Genomic DNA, 15,189 nt, shown 5'->3' on the forward strand with positions numbered 1-15,189 from the left:
CGAAAACCCCCTGCGATTGGCAGGGGGTTTCTTTTTATATACAGGTGAATTAGCTCTCGTGGTTGCCAAACATGCTTGTAATGGCGTGCACTACTTCAATTCCTTGGTAAACGAAAAGAGAAAGTGAAGTGACAGAGAATAGACCTAGAATGAAAATTCTTAAGAAAAATAACATCGTGTAAAACCTCCCAATTTTTGTTTTGATTTAGATGGTTGGGTTAAACACGAGCTTGTCGGAAATAAGAAGATTGATAGAACACTGCAAGTAAATGCTTCTTTTTCCGGTCAAATCGATCAGTATGAGTGATGCGTGCAAATCCAGCTGTCATACTGCCAATAATCAGCAGTGCTGTAAATGCGGCAAATACTGCGCTCACATGTTTTTGCTTCTTTTCATCGCCCATTGTCTGGACGATTTTCATTTCATGTGATTCTTGATCGGCAACCACCTTCGCATGATGGTATACCTGAACGGAATGAGGCATTGAGAACAAATGAAAACTTGCAAGTGCTATGCACAAAACACCTAATTTTAATAGCATATTTTTTTTCATTTTTCTCACCCCTTCCTGGTTATTTTCATGATCTTACCACGTTTTCAGTTATTTGAAAAGTCTTATTTTTTTACTTTCCCTCTTTAAAAAAGCGATAAACATCAGGACATCTATAGGACTGTTTCACTTCATGAAAGGTTTCAATTTTATTTTTTAAATTTAAAAAAAGTGCCATGATCAAGGATCAGACACGTTTAGTGAGTTTGTAATGAATGTGGTTTTGCTACAGCTTTAGTAAAGATTCCTGCAATACATATGGCAAATAGAACAAAGATAAAGGCATGAAGCAGTCCAACTTGATTAGCAAGCAGCCCTAAAATAGGAGGGCCGGAAAGGGAGGCTGTGTAACCAGATAAGGTCACAATACTGACGCGTTTGACAGCGTACCGGCTATCATCGCCAGCTGCAGAAATGGTCAGCGGAAAGCCTAAAGATGCGCCAAGTCCCCATAAAAAGATCGATATCATACATACAACAAGTGAAATCTTTAAAATGACTAAGAATAGTCCTGCAGCTGCTGATAAAATGGCCACTCTTAGCAATAACACTCTGCCAAAACGATCAATCAATCGTCCGCTGATCAGTCTGCCGCTAATCATGCCACACAAAAATAAAGCATAGATGACCGTACTCATGGAATGTGAAACTTGATAGCCATCCACCATTGCAAGTGGAATCCAATCATTGGCCGAGCCTTCGACAAACGCAAGGCATAAGGCGATCATCGCAAGAGATATCGTTCGTTTGTTCAGCCATGCTGTTTGAGTAGGCTCAGACTGCTTCTCATGCTGATCTTTTCCTGTCCCATGCGGGATAAACCGTGTACAAACCAATATGCTAAGGAAGAATAGAAGGGCAATAGCGAGAAGGTGCATCAATACAGAAACCCCTAGATGGATAAAAAGAATACCAGCACCTGCTCCAATTAACGTCCCAATGCTAAAGGAAGCGTGCAATATAGGCAGAATGGTTTTCTTGATGCTGTACTCAATCTCTGTTCCTTCTAAGTTCATCGCTACATTACACATGCCAGAGCCTGCTCCAAAAAGAAAAAGACCAGAAGTGACGACAAAGATAGAAGAGAGCGTTGAACCAATGGCAAGAGTAGTGAATCCAAGGAACATCAAAAAAGCACTGATCACAATCGCCATTCGACCGCCTTTTTTGCGGACGAATACATTTGAAAGAACAAGCCCAACAATTGAGCCAACAGATAAACCGAGTAAAATAAGTCCCATTGTTCCTGTGTTTGCTTGTAATAAATCTCTAACTTCCGGTGTCCGTGAAAACCATGTAGAAATGGAGATTCCAGACATCGTAAAGATCACAATAATTGCTTTATACCACTTTAATTCCATCTAATCCCTCACATTTAAAGATATATATGTTATTGAACAAATCTACTCGATTATAAATGAGACTTGCTGATTCGTAAATAACAGGAGGGAGGAACGTGATGAAAAAATGTTAGTCAAAAGAAATTTCTTTTGGTGAGAGGTGAAATTGATGGATACACAATGATTAATGAGCATTTTTCAAGTGTAATGTTGGACTAGATGTTTTGACATATTAGAACGTAAAAAAGCATTGATTTGGTAAACAGACACAATCGAACACCAACTGGACTGAGCTATAATTGAACGTTTGATAGCAAAGCTCATAGCATCTGGCGTTGTTGTGACAAAAAACGTTGTAACGAATTGGTTATGGTTGTGAAATCCCGCGAATATCATCAAAGCATTTAGATGAATCAATTTAAAATTGATTTTTTCTTTTTTGTCTCAATAAGATAAGTATACTTAGTTTTGAGACAAAGGAAATTCGTTTGTTGTTTAACTTCCTAGAATATATATTATGTAAACTAATAAATGAGAACGCATATTTGAGTCTCGATATTTAATTTCACAACCTCTACCACCTTCTCAATAAATTAAATCAGTCGTAAAGGTTGTGCCTTTCCTTATTGACTGCTACAGTAAATTAAATACTTTGGGCTATTTCGTTTAAAAATACTTTCCTCTTTTCATCTGTTGTTAAGTTAACTCTCGAAAAATGAATCCATTTGGTGTCTTCGTTTTTAATTCCCAAGTCTGCAAGAGTTCTGTTAATAAAAACGCTTTGAATCGCATTCCCGCCTTCAGATTCTATATAATCCTTATCTGTTGTAGATGTTGAGATCACAGTTGTTTTTTTAATATTTGTCAGTAAACCTTTTAAAGCCCCAGTGTTTTTATCTTCCAAAAATGCGAAACCTCTTAACATGACTTTATCAATAAATCCTTTTAAAATTGCAGGTAAATCCCACCACCAGACAGGAAATATAAATATTAATTCAGTTGACTGACTTAATTTCTTTTGATAATCCTTAACTAATTGATCAGGCGTTTCTCCTTTATGAAAATACTTCAATTCTTCAGCTGAAAAAACGGGATTAAACCCATCTTTATATAAATCGATCACTTGAAATGGTTCTCTGTTTGTTTCTAGATTTTCTGTAATGGAAGTCAAAATAGCATGATTATAGCTTCCATCCCAAGGATGTGCATAGACAATCGTTTTCATTATTCATTCACCCTTTTTTGTTATTTTCATCATATTTTGATGTACATTCATTTTATTGTATGCTATAACGTACTACAAGTACGGTAATTAAAGTGCGATACTAACCTAAAGGAGAGTGTAAAATGACTAAAGAATCCTTTACTGCTAATGTTGATCTAAAAGAAACTGGATTTGGGTACACTTTATCATTAATTGGTGGGAAATATAAGATGACGGTACTGTATGCTTTATATGCAAACAATGGTCCTATTCGCTATAATCAGTTGAAACGAATGCTTGGGACTATCTCTTTTAAAACATTAACCAATACACTAAAAGAGCTTGAAGCGGATCAATTAATTAATCGTAAAGAATATCCTCAAGTGCCTCCAAAAGTAGAATATAGTTTATCGGAAAAGGGATTATCATTGATACCTGTATTAGATGCGATTTGCTATTGGGGGGAAGAACAAATGAAAAATAGTTAGACGTTGAGTGAAATTGTACTTTTAGGCAAAAGGGATTGTACATTCAGTCAAGAAAAAGAGCATCTCTCTTGAGATACTCTTAGAACATTGATAAATCTTATGGAATATTAAGTTGTCTTTCTCTTATCTTTTGTTTGAGTTATGCTGCAAATAAACAACATGAGTTTGTAAAAATTCTTCTAAACCATGTTTACCATCTGCTCCGCCAATTCCAGACTTCTTACGACCTGCGTGGAATCCTTGAATGGCTTCAAAGTTTTCACGGTTAATGTACGTTTCTCCAAATAGTAACTCATTTGCAGCACGCATCGCTGTATCTAAATTCTGTGTAAAGATAGATGATGTTAATCCATATTGGCAATCATTCGCAAGCTCAATTGCTTCATCTAAATCTTTAAACGTCATAATCGGGAGAACCGGTCCAAATACTTCTTCCTGTACAATTTCTGAATCTTGTTTGACATTCACGAGGACCGTTGGTTCATAGTAATATCCAGGTGTCACATCTGCACGTTTTCCACCAGTTAACACTTGGGCCCCTTCTTCAACAGCTCGGTTTACCATCGCTTCAATTGATTCTATTGCTTGCTTATTTGTAAGTGGTCCCATATCTAAACCTTCATCTTCGAGAGGATTGCCATATTTCACATTTTTCATTGATGTGACAATTTTTTTGATAAATGGATCGGCGATACTTTCATGAACATACACGCGTTCAGCACAGTTACATACTTGTCCCGTATTAATGATACGTGAGTCGACAATTGCTTTCACGGCTAAATCAATGTCTGCATCTTCTGCTACAATAGCTGGTGCTTTACCGCCAAGCTCTAAACTGACTTTTGTTACATTTTGAGCTGCAGCTTTCATGACACTTACACCTGCATCCACGCTCCCTGTTAAACTGACTAAACCAATCTTTTCATTTGAAGCAAGTTCGTCTCCCACTGTACCCCCGCGCCCTGTTACAAGATTGAATACCCCTTTTGGAATACCCACTTTATCTACTAATTTTGCAAATTCTATTGCATTATTTGGCGTATCACTACTAGGTTTAATGACAATGGTATTCCCTGTTACCAATGCAGGCGCAGCCTTTCTCGCTACAAGGAAGAATGGGAAATTCCATGGTAAAAAGCCAGCTACAACCCCGATTGGCTCTTTAAAGATCATTATATTTTCATTTGGTCTGTCACTTTGAAGAATTTCCCCTTCGTACGTCCTTGCTGAACCTGCCATATAATCAATGTAGTCAGCAGTAAAATCAACTTCTGTAGTAGAGAGAGCAAGTACTTTTCCTTGTTCTTCTGAGATGACGCGTGCAAGAAAATCTCTATTTTTTCGAATTTCTTCAGCTAAACGTGTTAAATACTTTGCACGCTCAGCAGCCGGTTTCTTTTTCCATTCTTTTTGTGCAGCTTCTGCAAACTCAATCGCTTCTTGAACCTCTTCTTTAGAACAACTTGGCACTTCTGAAATCACTTTTTCAGTTGCCGGATTTAACACCTGTATCACTTCGCCCGAGCTAGCATTTACAAATTCTCCATTAATGTACATTTTAAATTGTTTAACATTAGTTTGTGAGTTCATTTACTGAAACCTCCTAATATTGGATTGTAGGAACGACTATTTTTATAGATTTAAAACTCCTTGTCTTGGCACAACACCAAATGCATTTGCCAAGTCTTGAAGCTGTTGATCTGTAATGGTTTGTTTCACGCTTCCCTGTGCACACACAACGGTGTATACTTCCGCAGCTTTTTCAGCTGTTTCAATTAACCCAAATGTTTCATCCATTGTTGTTCCAGCACCAAAAATTCCGTGGTGTGGCCAAATAACTGAACGAACCTCTTTCATTTTTTCAGCTGTTGCCTTTCCAATTGAATCAGTTCCTGGAACCATCCATGGAATAATACCAATTCCTTCTGGGAATACAACAATGCATTCTGTGCACATCTGCCATAACGTTTTTGTAAAAGCTGCTTCATCCAAGGTGTGTGTAAATGTCATACCAATAAGGTTTGTTGCATGACAGTGCATGATCACACGATGGTTTGAATCTGCTTTTAATCTTTCAATATGGCTCATTAAATGTGATGGAAGCTCACTTGTTGGAACGCCTCCCTCTTCTAACCCCCATAAAATATCAAGCGATTTACCATCTTCAGTTATACGAATAATACCAAGGTTAGCGGCTGGATCATCTATTACATTTTTAAAATATTTCCCCGAACCCGTCACAATAAAATATTTCCCTGCTAACTCAGCACCATCAAAAATCATCGGCACCGTTCGTTTTACATCATGAACGTCAAGGTACTCTGCTACTTCGTCCTCTTTTAATAAATAACTAATATTCCCGCCATTTCGTTCATCCCAACCTAAGCGATATAGGTTGGCTGTCGTTTTTGTCATTTCTTGAAGGAAAGGTGCTTTTAGTATTTCTTTCTTTGTCAGAAGGTCTTTCATCTCCATCTTCTCCCTTGTGCTCATTTTTATCTTTTTATTTTGGTTTCCATTGATATACCTTACTCATTCAAAAGCGTTTACATCTTTATATTACTTTGAGAAATATATCGAGTCAACACAAACAAACATTATATTTTTGTTTGTGTTTGTTTTGGTTGTGGAATAAGTGGTTATTTATGATTTATAAAATGCTGTTTCATTCATTTTAATGACTATACCTTGCTGCTGTTTAAGAGCGTTTTTTTGAAGTTATAAGTATGTTATGATAAAAACAAACAAAAATAAAAACAAAACAACAATCTTAAATGCAATTTTTGTGATGTTTTTCTTTTATTCATATTTAAACGAAAGGAAGTTATACATGTTATTAGCTGAAAGGCATCAAAAAATAGTAGATTTAGTTAATCTACGATCGAGCATTCGTGTCTCAGAATTAAGCGACATTTTTTCTGTGACAGATGAAACGATTCGCCGTGATCTTGAAAAATTGGAGAAAGAAAATAAGCTGCGTCGAAGCCACGGTGGAGCAGTAAGTATTGAGGAAAAAGAATCGGAAGTTGATTTTTCAGAGCGAGAAATCACTAATGTATTAGAAAAGAAAGTGATTGCACGTGAAGCTGTGAAGCAAGTTGAAGAAGGTGACCGTATTATCCTTGATGCAAGTACAACGGCATGGTATATGTCAAAAATCCTTCCGAATATTCCTTTGACTGTTATCACCAACTCCATTAAGGTTGCCATAGAATTAAGTAAGAAAGAAAAAATTCAGGTTATCTCAACAGGAGGTCTTCTCCTTCCTAAATCGTTGTCTTACGTAGGACCTTTAGCAGAGCGCTCACTGGAAAATTATCATGTGAATAAAGTGTTCTTATCGTGTAAGGGTATTGACTTAAATAGTGGCTTAAGTGATTCAAATGAGTGGCAGGCTCTTTTAAAAAGAAAAATGATTGAACGGTCACATAAAACCATTTTAATGGTCGACTCAAGTAAGTTTGGGTACCGTGAATTTTCTCATATCTCTTCAATAAGTGATATTAGCCATATTATTGTTGACGATAAACTAGACAAGGATTCACATACCATTTTACGAGATAAAAATATACCTGTGACTTCTGCAGCCTTGATGAGTGAATCTGCTTCACAGTCCATCTAAATAGAAAATTAAGGTCCCCTCCTGTGTATACACATTTTCCAGACAAACCTATATAGGTTTGTCTTTTTTTATGTCCGCAATTTTTTCTTATTTATGATAAATTCCCCTTATAATCAACACTAACAAAAGATAACGATAAAAAAATGTTGTTTTATTTTTGTTTTTATAATAATATGACCATATAAACAAAGGAAAATAAAGAATGTGAGGAAACCAGGGCGAAAAGTCATTTTATTTCAAAGATTAAAACGTCTATTTTGAAAACGCTTTCTTTATTTTCATTTATTCTACGGTACAAGGAGCGAAAGAGATGATAAGAAAAGCCAGTATAATGTTTGTACACAAGGATCAATTTGATGAATACAAACGCCGACATGATGAAATATGGCCCGAAATGGTAGAGGCATTAAAACAGCATGGTGCTCATCACTATTCTATTTTCTTAGAAAAAGACAGTGGTCAATTGTTTGCTTATTTGGAAATCGAAAATGAAGATAGATGGAACCAGATGGCTAAAAGTGATATTTGTAAAAAATGGTGGGACTACATGGCGCCTATCATGGAGACAAATTCAGATAATAGTCCACGCTCTGTAGAATTAAATGAATTGTTTCACTTAGCATAATCCTTTAGGAAAACACAGTCAGCAAAAAATAACAGACATTCATTGTTTGAATGTACTTGAGAGGAGTTTCAAAATGGCTGGTAATGCAAAAGGCGGTTTAAAGTCTACTATTACTGTAGCAATGTCAAACTATTTGGAGGCAGCATCCATCGTAGCTGCTGCTGGCGGCCTGACACTTTGGATGGAATATTTAAATTTAAATGATTTTAAACTGGGATTACTAGGAGCGTTGAGTGCTAATGGATTTGCTTCAGCAGCAGGAGCCCTAATAGGAGGCGTTCTGGTTGATAAATATGGCCGAAAGTTAATTTATAAATACGATTTATTGGTTTATATGTTTGGTGTCTTATTAACGATGTTGTCTTTTAACTTTCCGATGTTGTTAACTGGATACATTATTACTGGAGTAGCTGTAGGAGCTGCTATTCCAGCTGCTTGGACGTATATAGCAGAAGAAGCGCCTGAAAATGAACGTGCATCTCGTGTAGGATGGGGACAGTTAGCGTGGTCGGTTGGTCCAGCTATTTCGTTACTCCTCTCTGTTGCCTTGGCTCCGTTAGGTCTTTTAGGAAGCCGAATTATTTTTGGTCAATTATTTGTAATCGCTTTAATTACTTGGATTATGCAACAACAAATTAATGAATCAAAAATCTGGGAAGAAGAAAAACAAAAAGAAGTGGATCAAAAAGCAAAAGGTGAAAAATTACAAAGTCCAGTCAAAGAATTATTCACAGTCAAAGCTAATCGTCATGCCATTATTTTATTACTAGGCATCTATTGCTTTTGGAACTTAGTAGCTGGTGTAATGGGATACTTCATGCCGTATATTTATCAGACCGTTGGAGGGCTTTCATCATCACAAGCAAATTTATTACAAGCGTTTTTATGGATTTTGACCGTTTTAGGAACGTACTTTGTCTTTATTAAACTAGGTGATAAAGTGAACAGACGTGTATTGTATGGCATAGGAGCGGCAATGGGCATTGCTGCTTGGGCTACTCTTACGTACGGCGGAATGGGCATGACTGAACTGCTGATATTTGTAGTATTATGGGGAACGGCAGCAGGCTTTGGGGCTCAAGCATTTTATGGTCTTTGGTCAAGTGAGTTATTTCATACAAAATACCGAGCAAAAGCACAAGGATTCCTTTTTTGTACAGCACGTGTAGCCGTTGGCCTTATATCACTTGTGATTCCAACGATGATTTCTACATTAGGATTTAAAATATCAGGTACTATTATGATTGGGTTCCTTCTAATTGCTGCAATTATTGGGTTAGTCATGGCACCAGAAACAAGAGGAAAGTCATTAAAAGAAATTGAAAAGGAACGATACAGCGCTTAAAAAAATAGCCAAGCTTTCTTTGAGAAGCTTGGCTATTTTTCTGCCTCCCCCCTGCTCTCCTTACTACAATAAAAAATAGAGATTCCAAATGGAAACTCTATTTTTTATATCAACCAACCTTACACAATGAAATAAAAAGCTTTTAAAGGTCCATGCACACCTACGACCAAATTCATTTCGATATCTGCAGAATTACTTGGTCCAGAAATAAAGTGAATACAAGAAGCAACAGCCTCTCCCTTTTCCACACGTTGGTTTAGGTCAGAAACAGCCTGTGTAATACGTGCCACAATCGTTTCACGCGGGATAATCGTGACATAGACAGTCGGCAAAAAGTGAAGTGCCCGCCCTTGTCCCTCATGAGTTTTTACAACAATTGTTCCTGACTCGGCAAGTGCATAGTCACTGAATGTAATACCAATATTGGCTTTTTCGGCGAGGGAATGATTCGCTTCACGTCCTTTTTTTGAATCCCATACATGTACCTCTATATTTTCTTCCGGCCATTCTTTTTCAAGTAAATCTGTTAAGCCATATTCTTTGAAACGTGAATCTTGGGCTGTCATTACAGGCCCCCCGCCATGTTCAGCAACAATTTTCTTTAAAGCTTCAGCTAAGTGATCTTTTGTTGTTTCAAAAACAGTAGTATGAATTTTGCTGCAGTGCTCTGTGAACGTAGCGATTAACTCCTTTTCTGTATAACCCTTCATTACATCCCAGTTTACGTTATTCTTCCATTCTGGTCGCACAACACCACTTATTCGTCTTTCGCGTCCCAGTTGTTTAGCTACATGATTTAAAAAAACTTCCTGATTTTGAGCTGTTCCTCTCATTATTTACTCCCCCCTTTTTTATGCTCATCAAACCAGTCTCGAAAACGTTCTTTACTTGGAGCTGGGAATTCTCGAATTTCAGTCCAATTTTTTAATGGGCCAATTCCTTTGGAGACTCGATCTCCTGTTACAATGGGCTTCATAGCTGTAGGCGCCATTTTTGTACCTAGTTTGTATAGAGCAGCAGATGATGCTCCCATTCCAAACATTTTCATCGCTAGTTTCTCACCTAGAGGAGCACGTCCTTCTTTTTCAACAATTACTTGACGATGCTTTAAAAGTAGTTCGTGTAGCGGAATTTTAACTGGACAAGCATCAGTACATGCTGCACAAAGAGTTGATGCATATGGCAGTTCTTTATAATCGTCATATCCACCTAAAAGTGGACTTAATACTGCACCAATTGGCCCCGGATAGATAGAGCCATAAGAATGTCCTCCGACATGACGATATACTGGACATACATTAATACATGCTGCACAACGGATGCATTGTAATACTTGTTGGAACTCAGACCCTAAGATTTCAGAACGGCCGTTATCAACGACAACAAGGTGAAATTCTTCTGGACCATCTGCCTCTTCTTCATATTTAGGCCCTACTGTTGTAATGTAACTCGTTAGCTTTTGCCCTACTGCACTTCTGCAAAGCAATCCAACGAGTACATCCAGCTCCTCCATTGTTGGTACAAGACGTTCCATTCCCATTACAGCGATTTGCGTTTTTGGAATAGCAGTTACAAGATCCGCATTTCCTTCATTGGTCACTAAACAGATTGATCCTGTATTTGCAACGGCAAAGTTGCAACCGGTGACACCGATTTCTGCTTCAAGAAATTTTTCGCGCAGGATTTTACGAACAAATTTTGTCATCTCGTAAGGATCTTCCGATTTTCCATAACCTAGTTTTTCTTGAAATACATCACGAATTTGTTCTTTTTTCATATGAAGAGCCGGCGCTACGATGTGGGAAGGTGGTTCATGATCATCAACTTGCAAAATGTATTCGCCAAGGTCACTTTCTACCACTTCACAACCTATGTCTTCTAAAGTTTTATTCATTTCGATTTCTTCGGTTACCATTGATTTGGATTTCACGACTTTCTTGGCTTGTTTTTTTTCTGCAACTTCCTTAATGTATTGAGCAGCGTCCTCTTTTGTTTTCGCAAAAAAGACATGTCCCCCGCGTTTTGTAACATTTTCACTTAATTGCATTAAGTAATAATCTAAATTCTCCAGCGTGTGTTGACGGATTTGCTCCCCTAAATCGCGCCATTCTTCCCAGTTCCCAAGCTCTTCACTAGCTGCCAAACGACGTGTATACAGGCGTTCTTGAGCTGTAGACACAGCTTCACGCATCGTAGAATCTTGGATTCCTTTATCAATACGTTCATTAAATTTTTTATCACTAATTTTCATGCTCATGCCTTGTTCCCCCCTTGAATTAACGGCTATTTAATACCTCTGCAATATGCAGGACTCGCGCTGATTTTCCTAAACGTTCTATTCGTCCTCCAATATTCATCAAACATCCACAATCTGCACTAATTAAATAGTCCGCACCTGTCTGCTCAACACTTTCTACTTTTTCATCTACCATTTGTTCAGATATTGGCATCATTTTCACAGAAAAAGTTCCACCAAATCCACAGCAATTTTGGGCGTTGGGAAGATGCTCAACTTCTAATTCTTTTACATTAGAAAGCAGCGTAAAAGGTGCTTCCTTCACACCTAGCAAACGTGTCATATGACAAGATGTATGATAGGTCGCTTTCCCTTTTAAACGTGCCCCTACATCTGTAACCTTTAAAACCTCTACGATAAATTGAGTTAGTTCATACGTTTTCTCAGCAAGACGCCTTGCTCGTTCCTCCCATTGAACATCTCCTTTGAATATATGTGGATATTCGTGGAACATCGCTGCACAAGAACCAGAGGGAGTTACTATATACTCTGCATCTTCAAAAGTTTGAATCATATTTTTCGCTGCTTGCTTGGCTTCGGCAACATAGCCACTATTATAGGCGGGCTGGCCACAACATACTTGTGATGTAGGAAATGATACTTCACAACCAAGGTGTTCAAGTATCTCAACTGTTGCCTTACCGACATTCGGCTGGAAAGTATCAATTAAACATGTAATAAATAAGCTCACTTTCAATTTTAAAACCTCCTCATAACGAATATTTAGATTTACCTGGTCGGCTGATGACTGAAAAGTAAAAGCAGGCCCCTTCTCTCATAAGTATTTTATTGTGTATTCTCCATGTGAGATGAATATGATTCCCTTCAATTAGCACGCGTAGAGTGGAAAAAACATTGAGTTGTAACCTATTCATCTAAAAAGGAATCCTTGTAATATAAACAGGGGAATTGATCTATTAGACCCTTCCCCTGACTGTATCTCTTTGTAAATTTACTAGTTAGCCTTTCATGATTTTTTAGGCTAAAACAGAGTTTCTTTTTGTTAATACATCTTGCTCATATTGTTTCACTTCTTCCAACCATGTTTCTTTTACAGGCACGTCCATTTTTTCACAATAGTAATCCCAGATTGCACCGAAAGGATACGTTTTGAATTCCTCTATTAATGCTAATCTTTCTGTAAAGTTTCCATCTTCCTGTAACTGTTTTAAATGTTCATTTGGTACTAACATTGCATATAGTAATGATTTAATCATGTTTCTTGTTCCAATTGTCCATGCTGCAACACGGTTAATACTTGCATCAAAGAAGTCAAGGCCAATCATCACTTTATCCAATGCTTGATTTCGAACAATTTCGAGACCAATTTCACGTAACTCATCATCCAGCGTCACAACATGATCACTGTCCCAGCGAACAGGACGAGAAACATGAAGGGCAAGCTTGTCACTGTAAAGCAGCATAGATGAAATTTTGTTTGATACGGTTTCAGTCGGGTGGAAATGTCCTGTATCTAATAAACATAGTTTATTATTCTTTAATGCGTATCCAAGATAAAATTCATGCGATCCAACCACATAAGATTCAGAACCAATACCGAATAACTTACTTTCAACGGCATCAAGATTATAGTTTTCATTGATCTCTTCTTCAAAAATCTTATCTAACGAATCTTTTAACCGTTGACGAGGCGTTAGTCGATCACTTGGAATATCTTTATAACCATCTGGAATCCAAATATTTGTTAAGGATGCTGTTCCTAATTCTTCCCCAAAATACTCACCAATTTTGCGGCTCGCGATACAATGATTGATCCAAAACTGTCTGATTCGTTCATCAGGATGAGACAACGTTAGACCATCTGCTGCTTTTTCATGTGAGAATAATGTAGGATTGAAATCTAAGCCTACACCTTGATCTTTAGCCCATTTCACCCAGTTTTCAAAGTGTCTTGGCTCTAATTGATCCCTTTCAACGACTTCTCCATTTGTTTCCGCATAAATGGCATGTAAGTTCACACGATGTTTTCCAGGAATTAAAGACAGCGCTTTTTCTAAATCTCTTCTTAGTTCTTGAGGTGTCGTTGCTTTACCAGGATAATTTCCCGTTACATCAATTCCACCTGACAATTCTCCTTTATTTACTTCAAATCCAGCAATGTCATCTCCCTGCCAGCAATGAATGGAAATCGGAACGTTTTTTAATTGTTCCAATACTTCATCAACATTGATTCCCCATTTTTCATATTCTTTTTTCGCAATCTCATAATTTTCTCTCATTGTCATTTGATATTCTTCCTTTCTTTTTTACGGTGTCGTTACTGTTAAAGGTGTGTATTTTTTAACCTTAAAAGAGTTCTTAATGATTGTTCTTGCTTCTTTTATATCTTCAATTTCTCCAACTGCCATTAACTGCGATACAATATTTCCAATTGCGGTTGCTTCAACTGGACCAGCGTATACTTCTTTTTTAGTTGCGTCAGCAATTAGTTGATTTAACATTTCATTTTGGCAACCCCCTCCGATCACATTAATTTGATTGAATGTTCTTTCAAAAATTTCCTCAATTTGATTAATTGCTTGTTGGTAGCTGCATACTAAACTGTCAAACACACATTTTGCTACTTCTCCAGGTTTAGATGGAATTGGCTGGTTTGTTTCTTGACAATAACTTTGAATCTCTTGAATCATATTTTCTGGCTTTAAAAACCGTGGATCATCTACATGAACGATGGATTTAAATTCTTGAGCCTGGCCAGCTAAGGCGACTAATTCTGCAAAAGAAAATTGATCTTTAAAATTTCTTTTCACTTCTTGTATCATCCAAAGCCCCATAATATTTTTTAAAAATCTATAGCGATAATCAATGCCGCCCTCATTGGTGAAATTGTAATCTAAAGCTTTTGTAATACAAATTGGAAAATGATTTTCTACACCAACTAAAGACCAAGTTCCTGAACTAATATAGATTGTTTCTTCCTGCTCAGGAACCGAAATAACAGCTGAACCAGTATCGTGAGTGGCTGGCAGAATAACCTTCATATTAAAGCCGAATTCCTCTATTAAATCTTCAGTCAATGTACCCAACACGGTTTTGGGTGTATGAATATCTTGAAACATTTCTTTGTTAATGCCTAATTGATTTAATAATTCATGATCCCATTTCTTTGTGAAAGCATTAACTAGCTGAGTTGAAGTGGCATTTGTGTATTCGTTTGCCTTTTTTCCTGTTAATAAATAATGAAAATAGTCAGGAACCATTAGAAAAGATTTTGCTTTTCTTAAAATCTCCGGATGATTTTGTTTGATTGAATAAAGTTGATAAATCGTATTAAATTTTTGAAATTGAATGCCTGTCTCTAGATACAGACGTTCCTTCATGAATGTTTTAAAAACCTCATCCATCATCCCGTCTGTTCTCGAATCGCGATAGGCAACAAATTCTGTTAAAGGTTTGTTCCATTCATCTAGTAAAACAAAGTCTACTGCCCATGTATCAATACCGATACTTTCTGGAGATAATCCCATTTCACTACATTGATGAATTCCCTTTTTTATTTCTTCAAATAATCGATCAAGATCCCAGCATAACTGTCCGTTTTTTTGGACCATTTTATTCTCGAAACGGTGGATTTCTTTTAGATTTAAAAGTCCGTCTTCAAGATGACCCGCTATTAATCTTCCACTAGAAGCACCAATATCAACCGCTAAACAACATTTCTTCATTTTAATCACCCTTTGCATGAAAGCGTTTGCTT

General features: G+C 37.1%; 15 protein-coding genes. 4 read left to right on the forward strand and 11 right to left on the reverse strand.

Going from position 1 to position 15,189, the window contains the following annotated elements:
• Positions 1 to 49 precede the first annotated feature (49 nt).
• The 4 genes from C9414_RS20535 to C9414_RS12535 form a co-directional block, all read right to left on the reverse strand.
• Positions 50 to 175 carry a hypothetical protein gene (locus C9414_RS20535; protein ID WP_254966705.1) on the reverse strand — a complete coding sequence of 42 codons (126 nt, stop codon included), beginning with the start codon at positions 173 to 175 and terminating at the stop codon, positions 50 to 52.
• A 43-nt stretch (positions 176 to 218) separates the two neighbouring features.
• Entirely contained in the window at positions 219 to 554 is a 336-nt protein-coding gene (locus tag C9414_RS12525) for a hypothetical protein (protein WP_039178946.1), read from the reverse strand.
• 194 nt (positions 555 to 748) lie between these two features.
• Entirely contained in the window at positions 749 to 1,912 is a 1,164-nt protein-coding gene (locus C9414_RS12530) for an MFS transporter (RefSeq protein ID WP_107163742.1), read from the reverse strand.
• 622 nt (positions 1,913 to 2,534) lie between these two features.
• The gene (locus C9414_RS12535; protein ID WP_107163743.1) at positions 2,535 to 3,116 is read right to left on the reverse strand and encodes an NAD(P)H-dependent oxidoreductase; all 582 of its coding nucleotides are present in this window, start codon (positions 3,114 to 3,116) and stop codon (positions 2,535 to 2,537) included.
• 122 nt (positions 3,117 to 3,238) lie between these two features.
• Between C9414_RS12535 and C9414_RS12540 the strand changes: the two genes are divergently transcribed.
• On the forward strand, positions 3,239 to 3,583 hold the full coding sequence (locus C9414_RS12540) for a winged helix-turn-helix transcriptional regulator (RefSeq protein ID WP_107163744.1): 345 nt from the start codon (positions 3,239 to 3,241) through the stop codon (positions 3,581 to 3,583).
• Between the two features lie 123 nt (positions 3,584 to 3,706).
• Here C9414_RS12540 and aldA read toward each other — a convergent pair whose 3' ends face one another.
• Together aldA and rhaD are read right to left on the reverse strand one after the other, a co-directional pair.
• The gene (gene aldA / locus C9414_RS12545; protein WP_047203121.1) at positions 3,707 to 5,173 is read right to left on the reverse strand and encodes an aldehyde dehydrogenase; all 1,467 of its coding nucleotides are present in this window, start codon (positions 5,171 to 5,173) and stop codon (positions 3,707 to 3,709) included.
• Between the two features lie 42 nt (positions 5,174 to 5,215).
• Positions 5,216 to 6,052, reverse strand: a complete 837-nt coding sequence (rhaD, locus tag C9414_RS12550; protein ID WP_107163745.1) for a rhamnulose-1-phosphate aldolase — start codon at positions 6,050 to 6,052, stop codon at positions 5,216 to 5,218.
• 361 nt (positions 6,053 to 6,413) lie between these two features.
• Between rhaD and C9414_RS12555 the strand changes: the two genes are divergently transcribed.
• The 3 genes from C9414_RS12555 to C9414_RS12565 all read left to right on the forward strand — a co-directional run bounded on the left by C9414_RS12555 (position 6,414) and on the right by C9414_RS12565 (position 9,175).
• The gene (locus C9414_RS12555) at positions 6,414 to 7,205 is read left to right on the forward strand and encodes a DeoR/GlpR family DNA-binding transcription regulator (RefSeq protein ID WP_047203123.1); all 792 of its coding nucleotides are present in this window, start codon (positions 6,414 to 6,416) and stop codon (positions 7,203 to 7,205) included.
• 310 nt (positions 7,206 to 7,515) lie between these two features.
• Positions 7,516 to 7,830: an L-rhamnose mutarotase gene (gene rhaM / locus C9414_RS12560; protein WP_107163746.1), complete on the forward strand. Its 315-nt coding sequence runs from the start codon at positions 7,516 to 7,518 to the stop codon at positions 7,828 to 7,830.
• 73 nt (positions 7,831 to 7,903) lie between these two features.
• Positions 7,904 to 9,175, forward strand: a complete 1,272-nt coding sequence (locus tag C9414_RS12565; RefSeq protein ID WP_107163747.1) for an MFS transporter — start codon at positions 7,904 to 7,906, stop codon at positions 9,173 to 9,175.
• Between the two features lie 119 nt (positions 9,176 to 9,294).
• Here C9414_RS12565 and C9414_RS12570 read toward each other — a convergent pair whose 3' ends face one another.
• The 5 genes from C9414_RS12570 to rhaB all read right to left on the reverse strand — a co-directional run bounded on the left by C9414_RS12570 (position 9,295) and on the right by rhaB (position 15,157).
• A complete protein-coding gene (locus C9414_RS12570) occupies positions 9,295 to 10,008 on the reverse strand; it encodes a LutC/YkgG family protein (RefSeq protein WP_107163748.1) in 714 nt (237 codons plus the stop codon).
• Positions 10,008 to 11,432, reverse strand: a complete 1,425-nt coding sequence (locus C9414_RS12575) for a LutB/LldF family L-lactate oxidation iron-sulfur protein (RefSeq protein ID WP_107163749.1) — start codon at positions 11,430 to 11,432, stop codon at positions 10,008 to 10,010. Before C9414_RS12575 ends, C9414_RS12570 begins: the two co-directional genes overlap by 1 nt.
• Positions 11,433 to 11,451: 19 nt before the next feature.
• Entirely contained in the window at positions 11,452 to 12,168 is a 717-nt protein-coding gene (locus C9414_RS12580; protein ID WP_107163750.1) for a (Fe-S)-binding protein, read from the reverse strand.
• Positions 12,169 to 12,448: 280 nt separating this feature from the next.
• A complete protein-coding gene (gene rhaA, locus C9414_RS12585) occupies positions 12,449 to 13,717 on the reverse strand; it encodes an L-rhamnose isomerase (RefSeq protein ID WP_107163751.1) in 1,269 nt (422 codons plus the stop codon).
• Between the two features lie 21 nt (positions 13,718 to 13,738).
• Complete coding sequence (rhaB, locus tag C9414_RS12590; RefSeq protein ID WP_107163752.1) at positions 13,739 to 15,157, reverse strand: rhamnulokinase; 1,419 nt, start codon at positions 15,155 to 15,157, stop codon at positions 13,739 to 13,741.
• Between the last annotated feature and the right edge of the window lie 32 nt (positions 15,158 to 15,189).

Source organism: Bacillus sp. Nf3, assembly GCF_003028545.1.
In the GTDB taxonomy this organism is placed as follows: Bacteria; Bacillota; Bacilli; order Bacillales; family Bacillaceae; genus Bacillus; species Bacillus safensis.

What these genes read in the sequence shown, in the direction of transcription:
- C9414_RS20535 (WP_254966705.1), bottom strand. Translation starts at nt 175, where the DNA reads ATGTTATTTTTCTTAAGAATTTTCATTCTAGGTCTATTCTCTGTCACT.
- C9414_RS12525 (WP_039178946.1), bottom strand. Translation starts at nt 554, where the DNA reads ATGAAAAAAAATATGCTATTAAAATTAGGTGTTTTGTGCATAGCACTT.
- C9414_RS12530 (WP_107163742.1), bottom strand. Translation starts at nt 1,912, where the DNA reads ATGGAATTAAAGTGGTATAAAGCAATTATTGTGATCTTTACGATGTCT.
- C9414_RS12535 (WP_107163743.1), bottom strand. Translation starts at nt 3,116, where the DNA reads ATGAAAACGATTGTCTATGCACATCCTTGGGATGGAAGCTATAATCAT.
- C9414_RS12540 (WP_107163744.1), top strand. Translation starts at nt 3,239, where the DNA reads ATGACTAAAGAATCCTTTACTGCTAATGTTGATCTAAAAGAAACTGGA.
- aldA (WP_047203121.1), bottom strand. Translation starts at nt 5,173, where the DNA reads ATGAACTCACAAACTAATGTTAAACAATTTAAAATGTACATTAATGGA.
- rhaD (WP_107163745.1), bottom strand. Translation starts at nt 6,052, where the DNA reads ATGAAAGACCTTCTGACAAAGAAAGAAATACTAAAAGCACCTTTCCTT.
- C9414_RS12555 (WP_047203123.1), top strand. Translation starts at nt 6,414, where the DNA reads ATGTTATTAGCTGAAAGGCATCAAAAAATAGTAGATTTAGTTAATCTA.
- rhaM (WP_107163746.1), top strand. Translation starts at nt 7,516, where the DNA reads ATGATAAGAAAAGCCAGTATAATGTTTGTACACAAGGATCAATTTGAT.
- C9414_RS12565 (WP_107163747.1), top strand. Translation starts at nt 7,904, where the DNA reads ATGGCTGGTAATGCAAAAGGCGGTTTAAAGTCTACTATTACTGTAGCA.
- C9414_RS12570 (WP_107163748.1), bottom strand. Translation starts at nt 10,008, where the DNA reads ATGAGAGGAACAGCTCAAAATCAGGAAGTTTTTTTAAATCATGTAGCT.
- C9414_RS12575 (WP_107163749.1), bottom strand. Translation starts at nt 11,432, where the DNA reads ATGAGCATGAAAATTAGTGATAAAAAATTTAATGAACGTATTGATAAA.
- rhaA (WP_107163751.1), bottom strand. Translation starts at nt 13,717, where the DNA reads ATGACAATGAGAGAAAATTATGAGATTGCGAAAAAAGAATATGAAAAA.
- rhaB (WP_107163752.1), bottom strand. Translation starts at nt 15,157, where the DNA reads ATGAAGAAATGTTGTTTAGCGGTTGATATTGGTGCTTCTAGTGGAAGA.